Origin of the sequence: Kaistia nematophila, assembly GCF_026343855.1 — a bacterium.
Lineage (GTDB): Bacteria > Pseudomonadota > Alphaproteobacteria > Rhizobiales > Kaistiaceae > Kaistia > Kaistia nematophila.
Genome location: NZ_JAPKNK010000019.1, coordinates 1 through 19,997, shown reverse-complemented (window position 1 = coordinate 19,997; position 19,997 = coordinate 1). Strand labels below are relative to the sequence as shown.

Annotated in this window: 15 protein-coding genes and 1 tRNA gene; all 16 read right to left on the bottom strand. The window is 63.4% G+C overall.

The annotated features are described in order from the left end of the window. Positions 1-48: 48 nt before the first annotated feature. Positions 49-2,124: an elongation factor G gene (gene fusA / locus OSH07_RS24285; protein WP_266341301.1), complete on the bottom strand. Its 2,076-nt coding sequence runs from the start codon at positions 2,122-2,124 to the stop codon at positions 49-51. A gap of 24 nt (positions 2,125-2,148) precedes the next feature. Then, positions 2,149-2,619, bottom strand: a complete 471-nt coding sequence (gene rpsG / locus OSH07_RS24280; RefSeq protein WP_266341300.1) for a 30S ribosomal protein S7 — start codon at positions 2,617-2,619, stop codon at positions 2,149-2,151. Positions 2,620-2,634: 15 nt separating this feature from the next. Continuing rightward, positions 2,635-3,006, bottom strand: coding sequence for a 30S ribosomal protein S12 (gene rpsL, locus OSH07_RS24275; protein ID WP_029075557.1), 372 nt, complete (start codon positions 3,004-3,006; stop codon positions 2,635-2,637). Between the two features lie 442 nt (positions 3,007-3,448). Then, the gene (locus tag OSH07_RS24270; RefSeq protein ID WP_266341299.1) at positions 3,449-3,883 is read right to left on the bottom strand and encodes a cupin domain-containing protein; all 435 of its coding nucleotides are present in this window, start codon (positions 3,881-3,883) and stop codon (positions 3,449-3,451) included. Positions 3,884-4,041: 158 nt separating this feature from the next. Further along, positions 4,042-5,376 (bottom strand): esterase-like activity of phytase family protein, encoded by a 1,335-nt coding sequence (locus OSH07_RS24265; protein WP_266341298.1) that lies wholly within the window; start codon positions 5,374-5,376, stop codon positions 4,042-4,044. Between the two features lie 125 nt (positions 5,377-5,501). Next, the gene (locus tag OSH07_RS24260) at positions 5,502-6,773 is read right to left on the bottom strand and encodes an alpha/beta hydrolase (RefSeq protein ID WP_266341297.1); all 1,272 of its coding nucleotides are present in this window, start codon (positions 6,771-6,773) and stop codon (positions 5,502-5,504) included. Between the two features lie 311 nt (positions 6,774-7,084). Continuing rightward, positions 7,085-11,320 (bottom strand): DNA-directed RNA polymerase subunit beta', encoded by a 4,236-nt coding sequence (gene rpoC / locus OSH07_RS24255; protein ID WP_266341296.1) that lies wholly within the window; start codon positions 11,318-11,320, stop codon positions 7,085-7,087. Between the two features lie 96 nt (positions 11,321-11,416). After that, positions 11,417-15,553, bottom strand: a complete 4,137-nt coding sequence (rpoB, locus tag OSH07_RS24250; protein WP_266341295.1) for a DNA-directed RNA polymerase subunit beta — start codon at positions 15,551-15,553, stop codon at positions 11,417-11,419. A 141-nt stretch (positions 15,554-15,694) separates the two neighbouring features. After that, positions 15,695-16,072, bottom strand: a complete 378-nt coding sequence (gene rplL, locus OSH07_RS24245; protein WP_266341294.1) for a 50S ribosomal protein L7/L12 — start codon at positions 16,070-16,072, stop codon at positions 15,695-15,697. Positions 16,073-16,116: 44 nt separating this feature from the next. Beyond that, positions 16,117-16,635 (bottom strand): 50S ribosomal protein L10, encoded by a 519-nt coding sequence (gene rplJ, locus OSH07_RS24240; RefSeq protein ID WP_420909680.1) that lies wholly within the window; start codon positions 16,633-16,635, stop codon positions 16,117-16,119. A 299-nt stretch (positions 16,636-16,934) separates the two neighbouring features. After that, on the bottom strand, positions 16,935-17,633 hold the full coding sequence (gene rplA, locus OSH07_RS24235) for a 50S ribosomal protein L1 (protein WP_266341293.1): 699 nt from the start codon (positions 17,631-17,633) through the stop codon (positions 16,935-16,937). Positions 17,634-17,635: 2 nt separating this feature from the next. Beyond that, positions 17,636-18,067, bottom strand: coding sequence for a 50S ribosomal protein L11 (gene rplK / locus OSH07_RS24230; protein WP_266341292.1), 432 nt, complete (start codon positions 18,065-18,067; stop codon positions 17,636-17,638). A 139-nt stretch (positions 18,068-18,206) separates the two neighbouring features. Continuing rightward, on the bottom strand, positions 18,207-18,737 hold the full coding sequence (nusG, locus tag OSH07_RS24225; protein ID WP_266341291.1) for a transcription termination/antitermination protein NusG: 531 nt from the start codon (positions 18,735-18,737) through the stop codon (positions 18,207-18,209). Positions 18,738-18,753: 16 nt separating this feature from the next. Next, positions 18,754-18,954, bottom strand: coding sequence for a preprotein translocase subunit SecE (gene secE, locus OSH07_RS24220; RefSeq protein ID WP_029075548.1), 201 nt, complete (start codon positions 18,952-18,954; stop codon positions 18,754-18,756). 97 nt (positions 18,955-19,051) lie between these two features. Continuing rightward, positions 19,052-19,127, bottom strand: a tRNA-Trp gene (locus OSH07_RS24215). A gap of 84 nt (positions 19,128-19,211) precedes the next feature. Further along, on the bottom strand, positions 19,212-19,997 hold a 786-nt coding region (locus OSH07_RS24210; protein ID WP_266341290.1), incomplete at its 5' end, for an elongation factor Tu.

Below are 19,997 nucleotides of genomic sequence, written 5' to 3'. Positions count from 1 at the left end.
AATTCTCCGTCGTATCTGTCAGCAGGTTCAGTTTCGCGTCGTAAAGGCCTAGGCGTACTTCGCCTGGACCTCCTGAGCGACGGCCTGCGGGACCTGCTCATAATGGTCAAACTGCATCGTGTAGCTCGCGCGGCCCTGGCTCATGGAGCGCAGGTTGTTCACGTAGGAGAACATGTTCGCGAGCGGAACGAAGGCCGTGATGACATTCGCGTTGCCGCGCATGTCCTGGCCCTGGATCTGGCCGCGGCGAGAATTCAGATCGCCGATAACCGAACCCACATACTCTTCCGGCGAGACGACCTCGACCTTCATGACGGGCTCGAGAAGGGCCGGATTGGCCTTCATGAGACCTTCGCGAAGGGCGGCGCGCGACGCGATTTCGAACGCGATCGCCGACGAGTCGACTTCGTGATAGGCACCGTCGATCAGCGAGATCTTGACGTCCACCACCGGGAAGCCGGCGATCGGACCCGAGCTCATCACCGAGTTCAGACCCTTTTCGACGCCCGGGATGTATTCCTTCGGAACCACACCGCCGATGATCTTGTTCTCGAACGTGTAGCCGGCGCCGATCTCGTTCGGCTCGACCACGAACTTCACGCGGGCGAACTGGCCGGTACCACCGGTCTGCTTCTTGTGCGTGTAGTCGATTTCGGTCTGCTTGCGGATCGTCTCGCGATAGGCAACCTGCGGAGCACCGACGTTCACGTTGATGTTGAACGGAGCGCGACGAAGGATGTCGATCTTGATGTCGAGGTGAAGCTCGCCCATGCCCTTGATGATGGTCTGGCCGGACTCGCTGTCCGTCGAGACGCGGAAGGACGGATCCTCGGACGCCAGCTTCTGCAGGGCGAGGCCCAGCTTCTCCTGGTCGGCCTTGGAAGCCACTTCCACCGACATCTCGATGACCGGCTCGGGGAATTCCATCTTCTCGAGGATGACGGGGTTCGCGGGATCGCAGAGCGTGTCGCCGGTGCGGGTCTCCTTGAGGCCGACCAGAGCGACGATGTCGCCGGCGTAGGCCTCTTCGATGTCCTCACGCGAATTCGCATGCATGGCGACCATGCGGCCGATACGCTCGCGCTTCTCCTTGGTGGAGTTGAGCAGCGTCGTGCCCTTGGTCAGCACGCCCGAATAGACGCGGGCGAACGTCAGAACGCCGAAGGGGTCTTCGATGATCTTGAACGCCAGGATCGAAAGCGGCTCTTCGTCGCTCGACTTGCGCTCGACTTCGAGCTCGGTCTTCGGGTCGATGCCCTTGGTCGGCGGAACGTCGACCGGGGACGGCAGGTAGTCGACAACGGCGTCGAGCAGCGTCTGCACGCCTTTGTTCTTGAACGCCGTGCCGCAGAGGACCGGGAACCAGGCCGAGTGCAGCACAGCCTTGCGGATGAGCGACTTCAGGGTCGCCTGGTCCGGCTCGTTGCCCTCGAGGTAGGCTTCCATCGCGGCGTCGTCGAGCTCGACGGCGGCCTCGATCAGGGCAGCGCGGGCCTCTTCAGCCTTCTCCTGCAGATGAGCGGGGATCGCTTCGATGTCGTACATCGAACCCTGCACATCGCTGTTCCAGACCTTGGCTTCCATGGTGACCAGGTCGATGATGCCCTTGAAGTCGGACTCAGCGCCGATCGGAAGCTGCAGCGCAACCGGACGCGCGCCGAGGCGGACCTTGATGTCCTCCAGGCACATGTCGAAGTTGGCGCCGGTCTTGTCCATCTTGTTGCAGAAGACAACGCGCGGAACGCGGTACTTGTCGCCCTGACGCCAGACGGTCTCGGTCTGCGGCTCGACGCCCTGGTTCGAATCGAGAACGCACACGGCACCGTCGAGCACACGCAGCGAACGCTCGACTTCGATCGTGAAGTCCACGTGGCCGGGGGTGTCGATGATGTTCAGGCGCTTGCCGTTCCAGAACGTCGTGGTCGCGGCAGAGGTGATGGTGATGCCACGCTCCTGCTCCTGCTCCATGTAATCCATGGTTGCAGCGCCGTCGTGGACTTCACCAATCTTATGGCTCTTGCCCGAATAGTACAGAATCCGCTCGGTCGTCGTCGTCTTGCCCGCGTCGATGTGGGCCATGATTCCGAAGTTGCGGTAGTCTTCGATCTTATGCGTGCGGGCCATAATGGTCTGCCTTTGTCCGATCGTTTACCAGCGATAGTGCGAGAACGCGCGATTGGCCTCGGCCATGCGGTGCGTGTCTTCGCGCTTCTTGACGGCGTTGCCGCGGCTGTTCGAGGCGTCCAGCAGCTCGCCCGACAGACGCTCGACCATGGTCTTCTCGTTACGGCCGCGAGCGGCGTTGAGGAGCCAACGGATGGCGAGGGCCTGACGACGGTCCGAACGAACCTCGACGGGAACCTGGTAGGTCGCACCACCGACGCGACGCGAACGCACTTCGATGTGCGGCGCGACGTTGTCCAGAGCCTGGCGGAACACCACGACGGGCTCCTGCTTGGTGCGGTTCTGGATGATGTCGAAGGCACCGTAAACGATGCGCTCGGCGACAGACTTCTTGCCGTCATACATGACGGCATTCATGAACTTGGTGACGACGATATCGCCGAACTTGGGGTCCGGGATGATCTCGCGCTTCTCTGCACTATGGCGACGGGACATGGATCCTGTTCCCTATTACTTCGGACGCTTCGCGCCGTACTTCGAGCGGCGCTGCTTGCGGTTCTTGACACCCTGGGTGTCGAGCACGCCGCGCAGGATGTGGTAGCGCACGCCCGGCAGATCCTTGACGCGGCCGCCACGGATCATGACGACAGAGTGCTCCTGCAGGTTGTGGCCTTCGCCCGGGATGTAGCCAATGACCTCGAAGCCATTGGTCAGGCGAACCTTCGCGACCTTACGAAGTGCCGAGTTCGGCTTCTTCGGCGTGGTCGTATAGACGCGAGTGCAAACGCCGCGCTTCTGCGGGTTCTCCTGCAGCGCCGGAACCTTGTTCCGCTTCGCCGGCGCCTGGCGCGGCTTGCGGATGAGCTGGTTAATTGTCGGCATGCTTCGCCTTTCAGCTAGCCTACGGTTCTGTTTCTCTCTTCCGCTTTCCGCACCTTCGCCACAGCCGACTGACCATGAACAAAGAGCGCCCGGACCGCTTGCCGCGGAGGCGCTACGAAAAGCAGAGGATCACGGCGTTCACCGCGATCATGCGTGTCGTTCTAACTCTGTTTCGATTCCGACAGTGTCTAAGCTTGAACTCCGCGACGTGGCGCCGCCGGAAAACTGCACTTACCACCTGCCTGAAAGCTCGCGGAACCTACTTATTCGCAGGGTTCCAGTCAACCCCTCCGTGGGGTTCTTTTCGTGGGCTGGCGCCGCGTAAGGAATCCCCAAACAGCGCCCTGCCCCGGCAATTTTCCGCAAGATCGATGCGGCATCGGCGCAAGATTCGAAATCCGGACGGTTCCGCAGAGCGAGAACAAACCGGAATCAGACCGACTCAGTCCGGCGCTTGCGTCCGCTCCGAAAACGCGACTCCTTTCTGACCGGTTACGATCATGAGGATTTTAACGGTTTCGTCGCCGACGACTCGGCCGTTATGCCGGTGATCGACCATTTCCGCAAACGAATCTCCCGCCTTGAAGATTCGCTTCCCGCCGCCCTCGCTGTCGACCTCGATCGTCCCGGCCAGGATATAGGCGTAGGCCGGCACCGGATGGGTGTGCCAGCCGGTCTCGGCGCCTGGTGGAATCTCGACGATCAGCGTCTGCACTTCCGGGTCCGACACAGTCGGATAGCGGATCGGATCGCCGCTCGTCGTGGTGGTGGTCTGGAGGACCCGCTTCACCTTCACGGCCGGCTTATAGCTTTCTTCGGCGAAAGCGCCGCCTGCCATGACCACAAGGCCGATAGCGACAAGAGATAGACGATTCATAGGAGCCCCTCCCCGGGCGCGCTTCTTCCCAAGCGCAAGGGCCAGCCGTCATGGCCGACATCCGTTCTTCCCCAGCGTCACTGCTAGAGGGTCCCGCGCAAAAGGAAAAGGGCCGCCCGGGGGCAGCCCTTCACGATGGTGTCGGAGGCGTAAACGCGTCACTCGGCCTTGAGGAAGTCAGCGACCTCAAGAACGATGAACTCGTTGTTGTCGGCCTTGCCCTTGGCGCGGCCAACGGAGAACGGGAAGTTGTTGTCGTCGGCGACGATGATGTGAGTGTCGTCGATGCGGTCTACATTCTCGATCGTCTCGAACGGGAAGGTGAAGACGCCGTCCTTCGAGCCGGCACGGGCAACGGCATTCGGATCCTTGATAGCCATCAGGTCGATGAAACCGACCTTGCGAACGATGCCGTCGGCGTCGGTCTTGGAGAGGTCTATCAGATAGATGCGCTTGAACTTGGCCGGGGTCTTCGCCCAGCCCTCACGCGGGTCACCTGCCCCGCCGTCGCGCTCGATCACGAGGGCGCGGTTGGCGTCGATCATGTTGAAGTCGCCAATCGCGTTGCCAAAATCCTCGAGCGGATAGTAGCGGACCTTGTCGGCAAAGGCTTTCGACGCGATGTCGAAATCGAAGATCGGCAGGACCGACTTGCCGCCCTTCTCGAGATACTTGCCGACCTTGGCGTCCCACGGCGCGCCCTCGAGCATCGGATGCAGCGTCTTGCCGTCGGTCGAGAGCGCCATGCCCTCGAAGCCCTTCGAGCGGCGAACGTTGAATTCCGGCAGCGGCTTGTCGGGACCGGCCGGCATCACAACGCCATAGTTGTCCGGCGAGCGATAGGTAACGCCGTCGACGACGGTCTCCTTCAGGCTCAGCACGGTGCCGTCGGCCGAGACTTCGAACAGATAAGGGCCGAACTCGTCGCCGATCCAGAAATTGTCACCCACCTTCTGGATGCTCTCCGGATCGAAATCGGCGCCGGTCAGGTAGCGGCTATCGGTGTTCTCGTTGACGATGCGGAACGGCACCACGCGGTTCGGATCCTTGGCGAAGATCGTCTTGACGATCTCGACGCGGCCCGTCTCCCAGTCCGGCCTGACGATGTGGAACATGATCATCGCATCGGCGGAGTTCGCCTTGGCGCCGAAGCCGTTGTCGGTCAGGACGACGTAGGTGCCGTCGCCGAGCGCGCGGATGCCGGAGAAGCCCTGAACCGGCTGCCCGGCGAAGGGACGGGCAAGGCCGGTATCGGCATCGTAGATCGAATAGAGGCGGTCGAAGCGGCGGCCGAGATCGGCGCCCGTGCCCGTATAACGGCCGGAGGTGTTGAGCGCGGCGGGCGCATCCGCCGGCGGAACCGCAAAGCTCTGGGCCGGCAGGACGGCATGGTGGCTCAGGACTGCGTCGAACTGGCGGGGCTCGGCGGCGGAAGCGCCGGTCGCAAGCGCGACGAACGACAGGCCAGCGAGAAAGGCATGGCGAAGCGACATGGTCAGGTCTCCGTTCGAAGGGAACGGGGATGTCGTAGTGCGCCCATGTCTCAGCCAAGCGACACCGACATGTCGCCTCCATGACAGAAGCGACATGTCCAGCGGCGGGCCGTCCGCCGGCGGCGCTAGTAGGCGACGCCGCTCGCCGGCTTCAGCAGCGCGCCGGCCGAGTCAGCATTGTCCGACAGGGTGTTGCCGAACGCCTTGATCTGCGAGTTGTAGGTTTCGCGCGTCTCTGGATCGATGATGGCGACGGGCGCTGTCACGATCAGGCCCGCCGCGGTTCCGACGCTTGCGGCGGCGCCGGTGGTGACGGCCACGAGCCTGTCGCCGAACGCGGACTTCGAATCCGTCATCGTCTGGCCCTCGGCCAGGCGGGCGCCGATCAGTTGCACGACTTCGGGGCTGGCGGCGAACTTGGCGTGATTGAGCCGGTCGTCCGTACGCAGTTTGGTGAGGTCGATGACCGTGATCTTGTCCTGCTGCATCTCGGTCGCAAACGGTTCCTGCGCGACATTGATCTGGCCGAGGCGCTCGATATTGCCCCAGACGCGGCGGGAGACCTTGAGGGCGCGGTCGTCCTGCGAGACGAACAGCGTCACCTGCGGGCCGTTCGGGCCGATATCGGCCATCTGGCGGCGGAACACGTCGACATCGACGTCCGGCGCGGCCAGCATGACGTTCCTGATCTTTGGCGCCACGCGCTTGTCGCGGATCGCCATCTGACGCAGCGCTTCCAGCGTCACCCAATTGCCCATCGAGTGCGCGAGGATCGACACCTCGTCGACGTTCGGATCGTCGGCCAGCGCCTTCAGCAGCAGTTCGAGCGCATCGCGGGAATAGTTGTTGCTCTCGCGGTCGTAGCCATAGGCGAGCACGCTGCCGCGCGACGGCCAGGTGAAGAGGATCGGCACGACGTCGGAACCGGAGTCATGCACGATCTGGGCGAAGCGGTAGACGGCATCCTCGAAGCGGTTGTTGAAGCCATGGATGAAGACCAGGGCCTGCCGCTTCGGCGTCGCCTTTATGCGGCTATTGAACCAGGCTCTCGCCTGCTTCAGGTTCATGTCCTGCGCCTTCAGGGTGACGAAATCCTTCGTCGGGTCGCCGGGCAGCTTCTTCGGCCACTGCACGTCGCCCTTCTTGCGGACATTATCCGGCGGGATCGAGACGACCATATTGGCGAAGTCGATCGCCCGGCCACGCTCGCCGGTGAAGATCTCGCCCGGAACGTTCGACCGCTGGCGCGTCGTCGCCACCATCATGTCGACCGTGCTGCTGCCCGGAATCGGCGCCGTGACGGCAACCGGCAGCAGAACGTCCTTCGGCCGGCCGCCGCAACCGGCAAGCAGCCCGACGAGAACCAGGCTCGTCACGCCCGTCCGGATCCAAACCATCACGCTACGCAAGTGGAGCTACCCCCGAAAAGGACGAACAGCCTGGTCAACGAAGGCACCGCCGCTCCGCGCAAGCAGGACGTGGCCAAATTCCCTACTCGAACTCTCTATGCGAGCGCGCAGCCAATGCGCAACCCGCGATATTCCCCGCGCGTAAACGCCCGGCCGCCCGAGATCGGCATCACCCTAGCGGATCCCTGTGACAGATGCGCTGCCGCAGGGGCCTGCGGGACGAATCTCCGGGACCGCGACATCTGCGCCACGAAAAAAGGCCGCCCGAAGGCGGCCTTTCATTCGATGCGACGCGCCTGTTACTCGGCAGCGTTGGTCAGGTCTCCGAGCAGGCCCGCAGGGGCCTGGGCCGGGGCCGAACCCGCCGAGGAGCGGCGACGCTCCTCGAGGATGAGATCGTCGCGCTTGGTAGCGATCTCGCGGATGCGACCCATCGTGCCACCCGTACCGGCCGGGATCAGACGACCGACGATGATGTTCTCCTTGAGACCATCGAGCGGATCGACCTTGCCGTTGACGGCCGCCTCGGTGAGGACGCGGGTCGTCTCCTGGAACGAGGCAGCCGAGAAGAACGACCGCGTCTGCAGGCTGGCCTTGGTGATGCCGAGCAGGACCGGGTTGCCGGCGGCAGGCTTCTTGCCCTCGGCCTTGGCCTTGTCGTTCACCAGGTCGAACTCCAGCCGGTCGATCTGCTCGCCGGTGAAGAACTCCGTCTCGCCGGCATCGTAGATCTCGACCTTCTGCAGCATCTGGCGAACGATCACCTCGATGTGCTTGTCGTTGATCTGCACGCCCTGCAACCGGTAGACGTCCTGGATTTCGTTGACGAGGTAGGCCGCAAGTGCCTCCACGCCCTTGATCGCCAGAATGTCATGCGGCGCCGGGTTGCCGTCCATGATGTAGTCGCCCTTCTCCACGGCGTCGCCTTCCTGGAGATGGAACGGCTTGCCCTTCGGGATCAGGTACTCGATCGGCTCCAGCAGCTCGCCATCCTGACCAACCGCACCTTCGGCCGGCTCGACGATGACGCGACGCTTGTTCTTGTAGTCGCGACCGAAGCGGATCGTGCCGTCCATCTCGGCGATGATGGCGTGATCCTTCGGACGACGGGCCTCGAACAGCTCCGCCACGCGCGGCAGACCGCCCGTGATGTCGCGCGTCTTGGCGCCTTCCGTCGGAATACGTGCCAGCACGTCACCGGCGTGGACCGTCGAACCCGGATCAACCGAGAGAATGGTCTCGACCGACAGCATGTACCGGGCTTCGCCACCGCGGGCGAGCTTCAGCACCTTGCCGTCCTTGCCCTTGATCACGATCGCCGGCTTCAGGTCGCCGCCGCGCGGGTTGGCGCGCCAGTCGATGACGACGCGCTTGGTGATGCCCGTCGACTCGTCGGCCGTCTCGGCGATCGAGATGCCTTCGACCATGTCCTCGTAGCCGATCGTGCCCGAGACTTCCGTCAGCACCGGACGGGTATAGGGGTCCCATTCCGCCAGACGCTGACCGCGCTTGACCTGATCGCCCTCGTCGACATGCAGGCGCGAACCATAGGTGATGCGGTTGACCGCACGCTCGGTTCCGTCCTTATCGACGATCACGATCGCCATGTTGCGGCCAAGGGCCACGAGCTTGCCGCTCGAGTCGCGGACCACGTTGCGGTTACGCATCGTGACCGTGCCTTCGAAGCTCGACTCGATGAAGGACGAGTCGACCACCTGCGCCGTGCCACCGATGTGGAACGTGCGCATGGTGAGCTGCGTGCCGGGCTCGCCGATCGACTGCGCCGCGATGACGCCGACGGCTTCGCCCATGTTGACGGTCGTGCCGCGCGCCAGGTCGCGGCCGTAGCAGGCCGCGCAGACGCCGATCTTGGTATCGCAGGTCAGCACCGAGCGGATCTTCACCGCCTGTACGCCGGCCTTCTCGATGCGATCGACATCGGGCTCCTCGATCAGCTTGCCGGCCGGAACCAGCAGCTCGCCGGTCGCGCCGGACACCACGTCCTCCGCGGCCGTACGGCCGAGGATGCGCAGGCCGAGCGACGCCACCACCTGACCGCTGTCGATCACCGCCTGCATCTTCAGGCCGTTGGTCGTACCGCAGTCCTTGGCAATGATGATGCAGTCCTGCGCCACGTCGACGAGACGACGCGTCAGGTAACCCGAGTTCGCGGTCTTCAGCGCGGTGTCGGCCAGACCCTTACGGGCACCGTGGGTCGAGTTGAAGTACTCGAGAACGGTCAGGCCTTCCTTGAAGTTCGAGATGATCGGGTTCTCGATGATCTCGCCCGACGGCTTGGTCATCAGACCGCGCATGCCGGCCAGCTGCTTCATCTGGGTCGGCGAACCACGGGCGCCCGAATGGCTCATCATGTAGACCGAGTTCATCGGCTTCTGACGACCGGTTTCCGCGTCGTACTGAACGGCGGAAATGCCCTTCATCATCTCGGCGGCGACGGCGTCGCCACACTTCGCCCAAGCGTCGACGACCTTGTTGTACTTCTCACCGAAGGTGATCAGGCCGTCATTGTACTGCTGCTCGTAATCCTTCGCGAGCGCCTGGGTCTCCTCGACCAGCTTGGCCTTGGTCGGCGGGATGACCATGTCGTCCTTGCCGAACGAAATGCCCGCGCGGCAGGCTTCGCGGAAGCCGAGCGCCATGATGCGATCGCAGAAAATGACCGTCTCCTTCTGACCGCAATGGCGGTAGACGGCGTCGATCGTGTTCGAAACTTCCTTCTTGGTCATCAGCTTGTTGACGACGTCGAAGGGCAGGTTCGGGTGCTTCGGCAGCAGTTCGCCGATCAGCAGGCGGCCCGGCGTCGTGTCGTAGATCTTCGACGTGACGTTGCCGTCCGCGTCGATGCCACGATAGCGACCGCGGATCTTGGTGTGCAGCGTGATCGCCTTGGCGGCCAGCGCATGCTCGATCTCGGCGATCGAGCTCAGCAACATGCCCTCGCCCGGCTCCTTCTCCGCCATGATCGACAGATAGTAGAGGCCGAGAACGATGTCCTGCGACGGCACGATGATCGGCTGGCCGTTCGCGGGGTGCAGGATGTTGTTGGTCGACATCATCAGCACGCGCGCTTCCAGCTGCGCTTCGAGCGACAGCGGGACGTGCACGGCCATCTGGTCGCCGTCGAAGTCGGCGTTGAAGGCCGAGCAGACGAGCGGATGCAGCTGGATCGCCTTGCCTTCGATCAGCACCGGCTCGAAGGCCTGGATGCCGAGGCGGTGAAGCGTCGGGGCGCGGTTCAGCAGGATCGGATGCTCGCGGATGACCTCATCCAGGATATCCCAGACTTCCGGCCGCTCCTTCTCGACGAGCTTCTTCGCCTGCTTCACCGTGGAGGAGAAGCCCTTGGCGTCGAGGCGCGAGTAGATGAACGGCTTGAACAGCTCGAGCGCCATCTTCTTCGGCAGGCCGCACTGGTGCAGCTTCATCTCCGGGCCGACCACGATGACCGAACGGCCGGAATAGTCGACGCGCTTGCCGAGCAGGTTCTGGCGGAAGCGGCCCTGCTTGCCCTTCAGCATGTCGGAGAGCGACTTCAGCGGACGCTTGTTGGCGCCGGTGATGACGCGGCCGCGACGGCCGTTGTCGAACAGCGCATCGACCGCTTCCTGAAGCATGCGCTTCTCGTTGCGGATGATGATGTCCGGCGCGCGCAGTTCGATCAGCCGCTTCAGACGATTGTTGCGGTTGATGACGCGGCGGTACAGGTCGTTCAGGTCGGAGGTCGCAAAGCGGCCGCCGTCGAGCGGAACGAGCGGGCGAAGATCCGGCGGGATGACCGGGATGACGGTCATGATCATCCACTCCGGACGGTTGCCGGATTCGATGAACGCTTCCACCAGCTTCAGGCGCTTGCCGAGCTTCTTCGGCTTCAGCTCCGAGGTCGAAGTGGCGATCTCTTCGCGGAGGTCCGCGGCGAGCTTCGGCAGGTCGAGCGCCATCATCATCTCGCGGATGGCTTCCGCGCCGATCATGGCGGTGAACGAGTCGTCACCATATTCGTCCTGGGCGCGCAGGTACTCTTCCTCCGACAGGAGCTGACGCTCCTTCAGCGGGGTGAGGCCCGGCTCGATGACGACGTAGTTCTCGAAATAGAGAATGCGCTCCAGATCCTTGAGCGTCATGTCCATCAGCATGCCGATGCGCGACGGAAGCGACTTCAGGAACCAGATGTGCGCGACGGGCGCCGCGAGCTCGATGTGGCCCATGCGGTCACGACGAACGCGCGCGAGCGTGACTTCAACGCCGCACTTCTCGCAGATGATGCCCTTGTACTTCATGCGCTTGTACTTGCCGCACAAGCACTCGTAGTCCTTGATCGGCCCGAAGATGCGCGCGCAGAACAGGCCGTCGCGCTCGGGCTTGAAGGTCCGGTAGTTGATCGTTTCCGGCTTTTTGATCTCGCCATACGACCAGGACAGAATCTTCTCAGGGCTCGCAATATGGATGCGGATCTGGTCGAAGTTCTGTGCCGGCTGCGCCAGCGGATTGAAGATGTTCGCGACTTCTTGATTCATCGCCGATCTCCTTCGATGCCGGTGGCCGGTCGAGCACATCGCTCATCCCGGCCCACCGCATGTAAACTGAATGGGCTCACCGATTGACGCGACGGATTACTCCGCCGCGTCCGGCAAGCTCTCGCCGGCCTCCGCATCCAAGGCGCGCTTGGACTGGTTGAGCTCGACGTCGAGGCCGAGCGACCGCATTTCCTTGACCAGCACGTTGAACGATTCCGGAATACCGGCCTCGAACGTGTCGTCGCCGCGGACGATCGCCTCGTAGACCTTGGTACGGCCGGCCACGTCGTCCGACTTCACCGTCAGCATCTCCTGCAGCGTGTAGGCGGCGCCATAGGCCTCGAGAGCCCAGACCTCCATTTCGCCGAAGCGCTGACCGCCGAACTGCGCCTTGCCGCCCAACGGCTGCTGGGTAACGAGCGAGTACGGGCCGATCGAACGGGCGTGGATCTTGTCGTCCACCAGGTGGTGCAGCTTGAGCATGTAGATGTAGCCCACGGTCACCTTGCGGTCGAAGGCCTCACCGGTACGGCCGTCATAGAGCACCGACTGGCCCGAGGCATGCAGCCCCGCGTCATTCAGCATCTCGACGATGTCCGGCTCGCGCGCACCGTCGAAGACCGGCGTCGCAATCGAGACGCCCTTCTTCAGATGCTCGCTCATCCGGACGACCGATTCATCGTCCAGCTCCGCGACAGGCTCGTCCTTCGGACCGTTGTAGATGCCGTCGAGGGTCAGGCGGAGCGGCTTGACGTCGCCCGTCTTCTTGTAGTCCTCGAGCATCTTGCCGATCTTCAGGCCCATGCCCGCGCAAGCCCAGCCCAGATGCGTCTCCAGGATCTGGCCGACGTTCATGCGGCTCGGCACGCCGAGCGGGTTCAGCACGATGTCGACATGCGTGCCGTCCTCGAGGAACGGCATGTCCTGGATCGGGGTGATCCGCGACACGACGCCCTTGTTGCCGTGACGGCCGGCCATCTTGTCGCCTGGCTGGATCTTGCGCTTCACCGCGACGAAGACCTTGACCATCTTCATCACGCCCGGAGGCAGCTCGTCGCCGCGCTGCAGCTTCTCGACCTTGTCGATGAAGCGCTTCTCCAGCCGCTTGCGGCTCTCGTCATAGGATCCGCGCAGAGCCTCGATCTCGCCCATGACCTTTTCGTCGGCGAAAGCGAACTGCCACCACTGCGACCGCGGATACTCCTCGATGACATCGCGCGACAGCACGGTGTCCTTCTTGAAGTTCTTCGGGCCGCTGGAAGCGGTCTTGCCCTCGAACATGTCGATCAGGCGGCCATAGACGTTGCGGTCCAGGATGGCCTGCTCGTCGTCGCGGTCCTTGGCGAGACGCTCGATCTCCTCGCGCTCGATCGCCATCGCGCGCTCGTCCTTCTCCACGCCATGGCGGTTGAAGACGCGCACTTCCACGATGGTGCCGGTAACGCCCGGCGGGACGCGGAGCGAGGTGTCGCGGACGTCGGAGGCCTTCTCGCCGAAGATGGCGCGCAGAAGCTTCTCTTCCGGCGTCATCGGGCTTTCGCCCTTCGGCGTGATCTTGCCGACGAGGATGTCGCCCGGCTGCACGTCGGCGCCGATGTAGACGATGCCGGCTTCGTCGAGGTTCTTCAGCGCCTCTTCCGAAACGTTCGGAATGTCGCGCGTGATTTCTTCCGGACCGAGCTTGGTATCGCGCGCCATGACCTCGAACTCCTCGATGTGGATCGAGGTGAAGACGTCATCCGACACGATGCGCTCGGACAGGAGGATCGAGTCCTCGAAGTTGTAGCCATTCCACGGCATGAACGCGACGAGCACGTTCCGGCCGAGCGCCAGATCGCCAAGATCCGTCGACGGGCCGTCCGCCAGGATGTCGCCCTTGCCGACGCGATCGCCCACGCGGACGAGCGGCCGCTGGTTGATGCAGGTCGACTGGTTCGAACGCTGGAACTTCATCAGACGATAGATATCGACACCCGACTTCGAAGGATCAAGGTCCTCCGTCGCGCGGATAACGATACGGGTCGCGTCGACCTGGTCGACGACGCCGCCGCGGCGAGCCGCGATGGCGGCGCCGGAGTCACGCGCCACGACCGATTCCATGCCCGTGCCGACGAACGGCGCCTCGGCGCGAACGAGCGGCACCGCCTGGCGCTGCATGTTCGAGCCCATGAGGGCGCGGTTGGCGTCGTCGTTCTCGAGGAACGGGATCAGCGCCGCGGCGACCGAGATCACCTGCTTCGGCGACACGTCCATGAAGTCGACGCGGTCCGGCGTGACCATGACGTTTTCGCCGGAGTGACGGCAGATGATCAGGTCCTCGACCAGCTTGCCGGCCGGATCGAGTTCCACGCTCGCCTGGGCGACGTAGTACTTCGACTCTTCCATCGCCGACAGATAGATGATCTCCATCGTCGCGACGCCGTCCTTGACGCGCCGGTACGGGCTCTCGATGAAGCCGTACTTGTTGACGCGGGCGAACGTGGCCAGCGAGTTGATCAGACCGATGTTCGGGCCTTCCGGCGTCTCGATCGGGCAGATACGGCCGTAATGCGTCGGATGCACGTCGCGCACCTCGAAGCCGGCGCGCTCGCGCGTCAGACCGCCCGGGCCAAGCGCCGAGAGACGGCGCTTGTGGGTGATTTCCGACAGCGGGTTGGTCTGGTCCATGAACTGCGACAGCTGCGACGAGCCGAAGAACTCGCGCACGGCGGCCGCCGCCGGCTTCGCATTGATCAGGTCCTGCGGCATGACGTTGCCGATCTCGACCGACGACATGCGCTCCTTGATCGCGCGCTCCATGCGGAGCAGGCCGACGCGGTACTGGTTCTCCATCAGCTCGCCGACCGAACGCACGCGGCGATTGCCGAGATTGTCGATGTCGTCGATCTCGCCCTGGCCGTCGCGCAGTTCGACGAGCGTCTTGATGACCCCGAGGATGTCCTCCTTGCGGAGCACGCGCACGGTGTCCTCGGCCGTCAGGTCGAGGCGCATGTTCATCTTGACGCGGCCGACGGCCGACAGGTCGTAGCGCTCGCTGTCGAAGAACAGCGACTGGAACATCGCGGTCGCGGTGTCGACGGTCGGCGGCTCGCCCGGGCGCATCACGCGGTAGATGTCGAACAGCGCGTCTTCGCGCGACTCGTTCTTGTCCACGGCGAGCGTGTTGCGGATATAGGCGCCGACATTGATGTGGTCGATGTCGAGAACCGTGACTTCGTCGAAGCCCGCGTCGTCCAGAATCTGGAGCAGCTTCTCGCTGATCTCGTCACCGGCCTCGGCATAGACCTCGCCCGTGGACGGGTTGACGATGTCCTCGGCGACATAGGTGCCGTGCAGGTCCTCGTCGAGAACCTTCAGCGCCTTGACGCCCTTCTCCGCCAGCTGGCGGGCGGCGCGCGCGGTCAGCTTCTTGCCGGCCTCGACGACGACTTCGCCGGTGTCGGCGTCGATGAGGTCCATCGCCGCCTTCATGCCCTTCATGCGCGCCGGATCATACGGCATGCGCCAGCCGTCGCCGACCTTGGAGTAGACGATCTTCGAATAGAAGGTGTCGAGGATCTCTTCGCCGTCCATGCCGAGGGCGAACATCAGCGACGTCACCGGAATCTTGCGGCGACGGTCGATGCGCGCATAGACGATGTCCTTGGCGTCGAACTCGATATCGAGCCAGGAACCGCGATACGGGATGATGCGGGCGGCGAACAGGAGCTTGCCCGAAGAATGGGTCTTGCCCTTGTCGTGATCGAAGAAGACGCCCGGCGAGCGGTGCATCTGCGAGACGATCACGCGCTCGGTGCCGTTGACGATGAAGGTGCCGTTGGAAGTCATGAGCGGCATTTCGCCCATGTAGACTTCCTGCTCCTTGATGTCCTTGACGGACTTCGCGCCGGTGTCTTCGTCGACATCGAACACGATCAGCCGGAGCGTGACCTTGAGCGGCGCCGAGAAGGTGATGCCGCGCTGGCGGCACTCGTCGACGTCGTACTTCGGCGGGTCGAAATCATAACGGACGAACTCGAGCAACGCCGTGTTCGAGAAGTCCGAGATCGGGAAAACGGATTTGAAGACGGCCTGCAAACCTTCGTCCGGACGTCCGCCCTTCATTTCCTCGACCATGAGGAATTGGTCGTAAGACGCCTTCTGAACCTCGATGAGGTTCGGCATCTCGGCGACGTCGCCGATGGACCCGAAGACCTTGCGGATGCGCTTACGACCGGTGAATTCCAGGGCCATGTTCGCTCCTTTTTTACGTTCAAGAACAGCTATCCGGAAAGCCGTTCAGCCGCGCTTGGGCGCGGCTCTCTGGATAGTGGTCCTTCTGGACCAGGATGAAAACCGGCCCCGGTAACCCGGGGCCGGCAGAATTCAGTCGACTTACTTGACGTCGACCTTGGCGCCTGCGCCCTCGAGCTGGGTCTTAAGCTTGGCAGCCTCGTCCTTCGAGACGCCTTCCTTGACGGCCTTCGGAGCGGCTTCGACCAGGTCCTTGGCTTCCTTGAGGCCGAGGGCGGTGATCGCGCGGACTTCCTTGATCACGTTGATCTTGTTCGCGCCGGCATCCACGAGGATGACGTCGAACTCGGTCTTCTCTTCGACGGCAGCAGCCGGGGCAGCGCCACCAGCAGCAGCAGCGACAGCGACCGGAGCCGCAGCCGAAACGCCCCACTTCTCTTCGAGGAGCTTCGACAGCTCGGCAGCCTCGAGGACGGTCAGGGCGGACAGGTCGTCCACAATCTTTGCAAGATCAGCCATTTTATATTCCTATCAGTTCGAACTTGGGTTGGGTTGAAAACGGCCTACGCCGCTTCATCCTTCTTGGCATAGGCGCCGAACACGCGGGCGAGCTGCGCCGCCGGTGCGCTGACGACCGTCGCGACCTTGGTAGCCGGGGCCTGAAGCAGACCGATCAGCTTGCCGCGCAGTTCGTCCAGCGACGGCAGCGTGGCGAGAGCCTTGACGCCGTTCGGATCCAGATTGGTCTTGCCCATCGCGCCGCCGAGAATGACGAGCTTGTCATTCGTCTTGGCGAAATCGGACACGACCTTGGGCGCTGCCACCGGATCGTCGGAATAGGCGACGATCGTCGGACCCGTGAACAGGTCCGAAATGTGGGCAGAGTCCGTGCCTTGAAGGGCGAGCTTGACGAGGCGGTTCTTTGCGACCTTTACGCTGACCCCGGCGACGCGAGCCTTGCCACGAAGGGCAGTCAGCTCAGCGACGGTGAGGCCGGCATAGTGTGCCACGACGACGACGTTGGTCTCCTGGAAGGCCTCGTTCATCGTCGAGACAAGTTCGCGCTTTTCCGCTCTTTCCACTTGCCTCTCTCCAGTTGGCGGGCGGCCTTTCGGCCGGATCCGCCGGTTACGTATGCCGCGCTCCGAAGTCGGATCGCGGCGCTGCGTACCTGTCCCCCAGCCGCCCTTGCGGACTTCGGGTCAAAGAGGTTCGAACTGACAACCGGCCGAAACCGGAAAATCCTTCTTCCCCCCGTCTATGCAGGAGATTAAGCCGGCGAGCCGGCCCCTGCAGTCTCGGACAGGTATCGACCGGGCGGAGGGCGAACCCACCGCCGGCCATCTTGCCGCCCGTTTTACCGGGCGGAGATTTCGACGCCTCAGGCGTTGAGCGTCGTCGCCGGATCGACATGGACGCCGGGGCCCATGGTCGAGGAGACGGCGACCTTCTGAAGGTACGTGCCCTTCGCGCCGGTCGGGCGGGCCTTCTGGACGGCGTCCACGAAGGCCTTGATGTTCTGGACCAGCTTCTCGGTGTCGAAGCTCGCCTTGCCGATGCCGGCGTGGATGATGCCAGCCTTCTCGACGCGGAACTCGACCGAGCCGCCCTTGGCGCCCTTGACGGCGGTGGCGACATCCATGGTCACCGAACCGACCTTCGGGTTGGGCATCAGGCCGCGCGGGCCGAGCACCTTACCGAGACGGCCGACCAGCGGCATCATGTCCGGGGTCGCGATGCAGCGATCGAAGTCGATCGTGCCGCCCTGGACGATCTCGAGCAGATCCTCGGCGCCGACGATGTCCGCACCCGCTGCCTTGGCCTCTTCAGCCTTGGCGCCGCGTGCGAAAACCGCGACGCGGACCGTACGGCCGGAGCCGTTCGGCAGGTTGCAGACGCCGCGGACCATCTGGTCCGCATGGCGGGGATCGACGCCGAGGTTGAGGGCAACCTCGATGGTCTCGTCGAACTTCGCCGTCGCGCGATCCTTGATGAGCGCCACAGCGACGCTGATCGGATAGAGCTTGTTGCGATCGATGCCCTCGCGGGCGTTGATAACGCGCTTGCCGTGCTTAGCCATGATCAGGCGACCACCGTGAGGCCCATGGACCGGGCGGAACCTTCGACCATCCGAGCCGCCGCTTCGATATCCTCGGCGTTCAGATCCTTCATCTTCTTCGTCGCGATCTCGACGCACTGGGCATGCGTGACCGAGCCGGCGGCAGCGCCCTTGCCCGGGGTCGTCGCGCCCTTGTCAAGACCGGCGGCCTTCTTCAGGAGGAAGCTCACCGGCGGCGTCTTCATCACGAAGGTGAAGGACTTGTCCTGGTAGTAGGTGATGACCACCGGAACCGGGGAGCCCTTTTCCATTTCCTGGGTCTGCGCGTTGAACGACTTGCAGAATTCCATGATGTTGATGCCGCGCTGGCCGAGCGCGGGACCGATCGGCGGCGACGGGGTCGCCGAGCCGGCCTTGACCTGAAGCTTCAGGTAGCCTGCAACCTTCTTTGCCATTTCTGTTCCTTTCCCATGTCGGCAACCCGCCGACGAGGTAGGCCGACATCACATCGGCCGGTTGCCAGCCGCAGCTGGCAGGAATGGCGTGGTCCGGATGGCGACACCTGGCGAGCGCCGCCTCCTCCCACGCCGACGATCAGACCTTCTCGACCTGACCGTATTCGAGCTCCACCGGAGTGGCGCGCCCGAAAATCGATACGGCGACCTTGAGCCGCGCGCGAACCTCGTCGACTTCCTCGACGAGACCATTGAACGAAGCGAACGGGCCGTCCGACACGCGGACCTGCTCGCCGACCTCGAAACTGACGGACGGCTTCGGCCGCTCCACGCCTTCCTGCACCTGATGGATGATGCGGTTGGCCTCGGCTTCGGAAATCGGCATCGGCCGGTTGTCCGAGCCCAGGAAGCCCGTGACCTTCGGCGTGTTCTTGATCAGATGATAGGCGTCATCGGTCAGCGCCATCTTCACGAGTACGTAACCCGGGAAGAATTTGCGCTCGGCGTCGACCTTGCGGCCGCGGCGCACCTCGACGACCTTCTCGGTCGGCACCAGGATCTCATCGAAGAGATCGGCCAGACCGCGCTGAACCGCCTGCTCGCGGATCGATTCAGCCACCTTCTTCTCGAAGTTCGAATAGGCGTGAACGATATACCAGCGCTTATCCAATGGGCCAGCCTCCGTCCTATCGGCCGAGGCCGAGCAGGAACGACACGCCCCAGCTCAGACCGAAATCGGCGACCGTGAAAAACAGGCTCGCCAGCACGGCCATAACGAAGACCATGACGGTCGTGATCGCGGTTTCGCGACGCGACGGCCATACGACCTTCGATACCTCCGCACGAACCTGCTGGAGGAACGTAAATGGATTAGTTTTGGTGGCCATTACCCGCTCACGGCTTGCGGGCGCGCAAACATCTGTCTGCGCACCCCGCTGGGAAGCGTTACATAGAACCGATCAATCGATTCCTCAAGTGTTAAATTGGCAGGGGCAGTAGGATTCGAACCTACGACCTACGGTTTTGGAGACCGTCGCTCTACCAGCTGAGCTATACCCCTACCGGAGAAAAGGGCTGTTTCCGGCCCTTTTCAAAACCTTTCCGACGACGCTCCGCTACTTAGCAGACCCGCGTCGGACTTGCATCACTTAATGATGCTGGCGACGACGCCGGCGCCGACGGTACGACCGCCTTCACGGATGGCGAAGCGCAGCTTCTCTTCCATGGCGATCGGGACGATCAGCTCGACATTCACCGAGATGTTGTCGCCCGGCATCACCATCTCGACGCCTTCCGGCAGCGTCACCACGCCCGTCACGTCGGTCGTGCGGAAGTAGAACTGCGGACGGTAGTTGGTGAAGAACGGCGTGTGACGGCCACCCTCTTCCTTCGTCAGGATGTAGGCCTCGGCCTTGAACACCGTGTGCGGCGTGACCGAACCCGGCTTGCACAGGATCTGGCCGCGCTCGACGCCTTCACGGTCGATGCCGCGAAGCAGCGCGCCGATGTTGTCGCCAGCCTGGCCCTGGTCGAGCAGCTTGCGGAACATCTCGACGCCGGTGCAGGTCGACTTGACGGTCGGACGGATGCCGACGATCTCGACTTCCTCGCCGACCTTGACGATGCCGCGCTCGACGCGGCCGGTCACCACGGTGCCGCGGCCCGAGATCGAGAACACGTCTTCGATCGGCATCAGGAACGGCTGGTCGATCGGACGCTCCGGCTGCGGGATGTAGGCATCCACAGCGGTCATCAGCTCGAGGATCGCGTCTTCGCCGAGCTTGGCGTCGCCATCCTGCAGGGCCACGACGGCCGAACCCTTGATGATCGGAATGTCATCGCCCGGGAAGTCGTAGGACGACAGCAGCTCGCGGACTTCGAGCTCGACGAGCTCGAGCAGCTCCGGATCGTCGACCAGGTCGCACTTGTT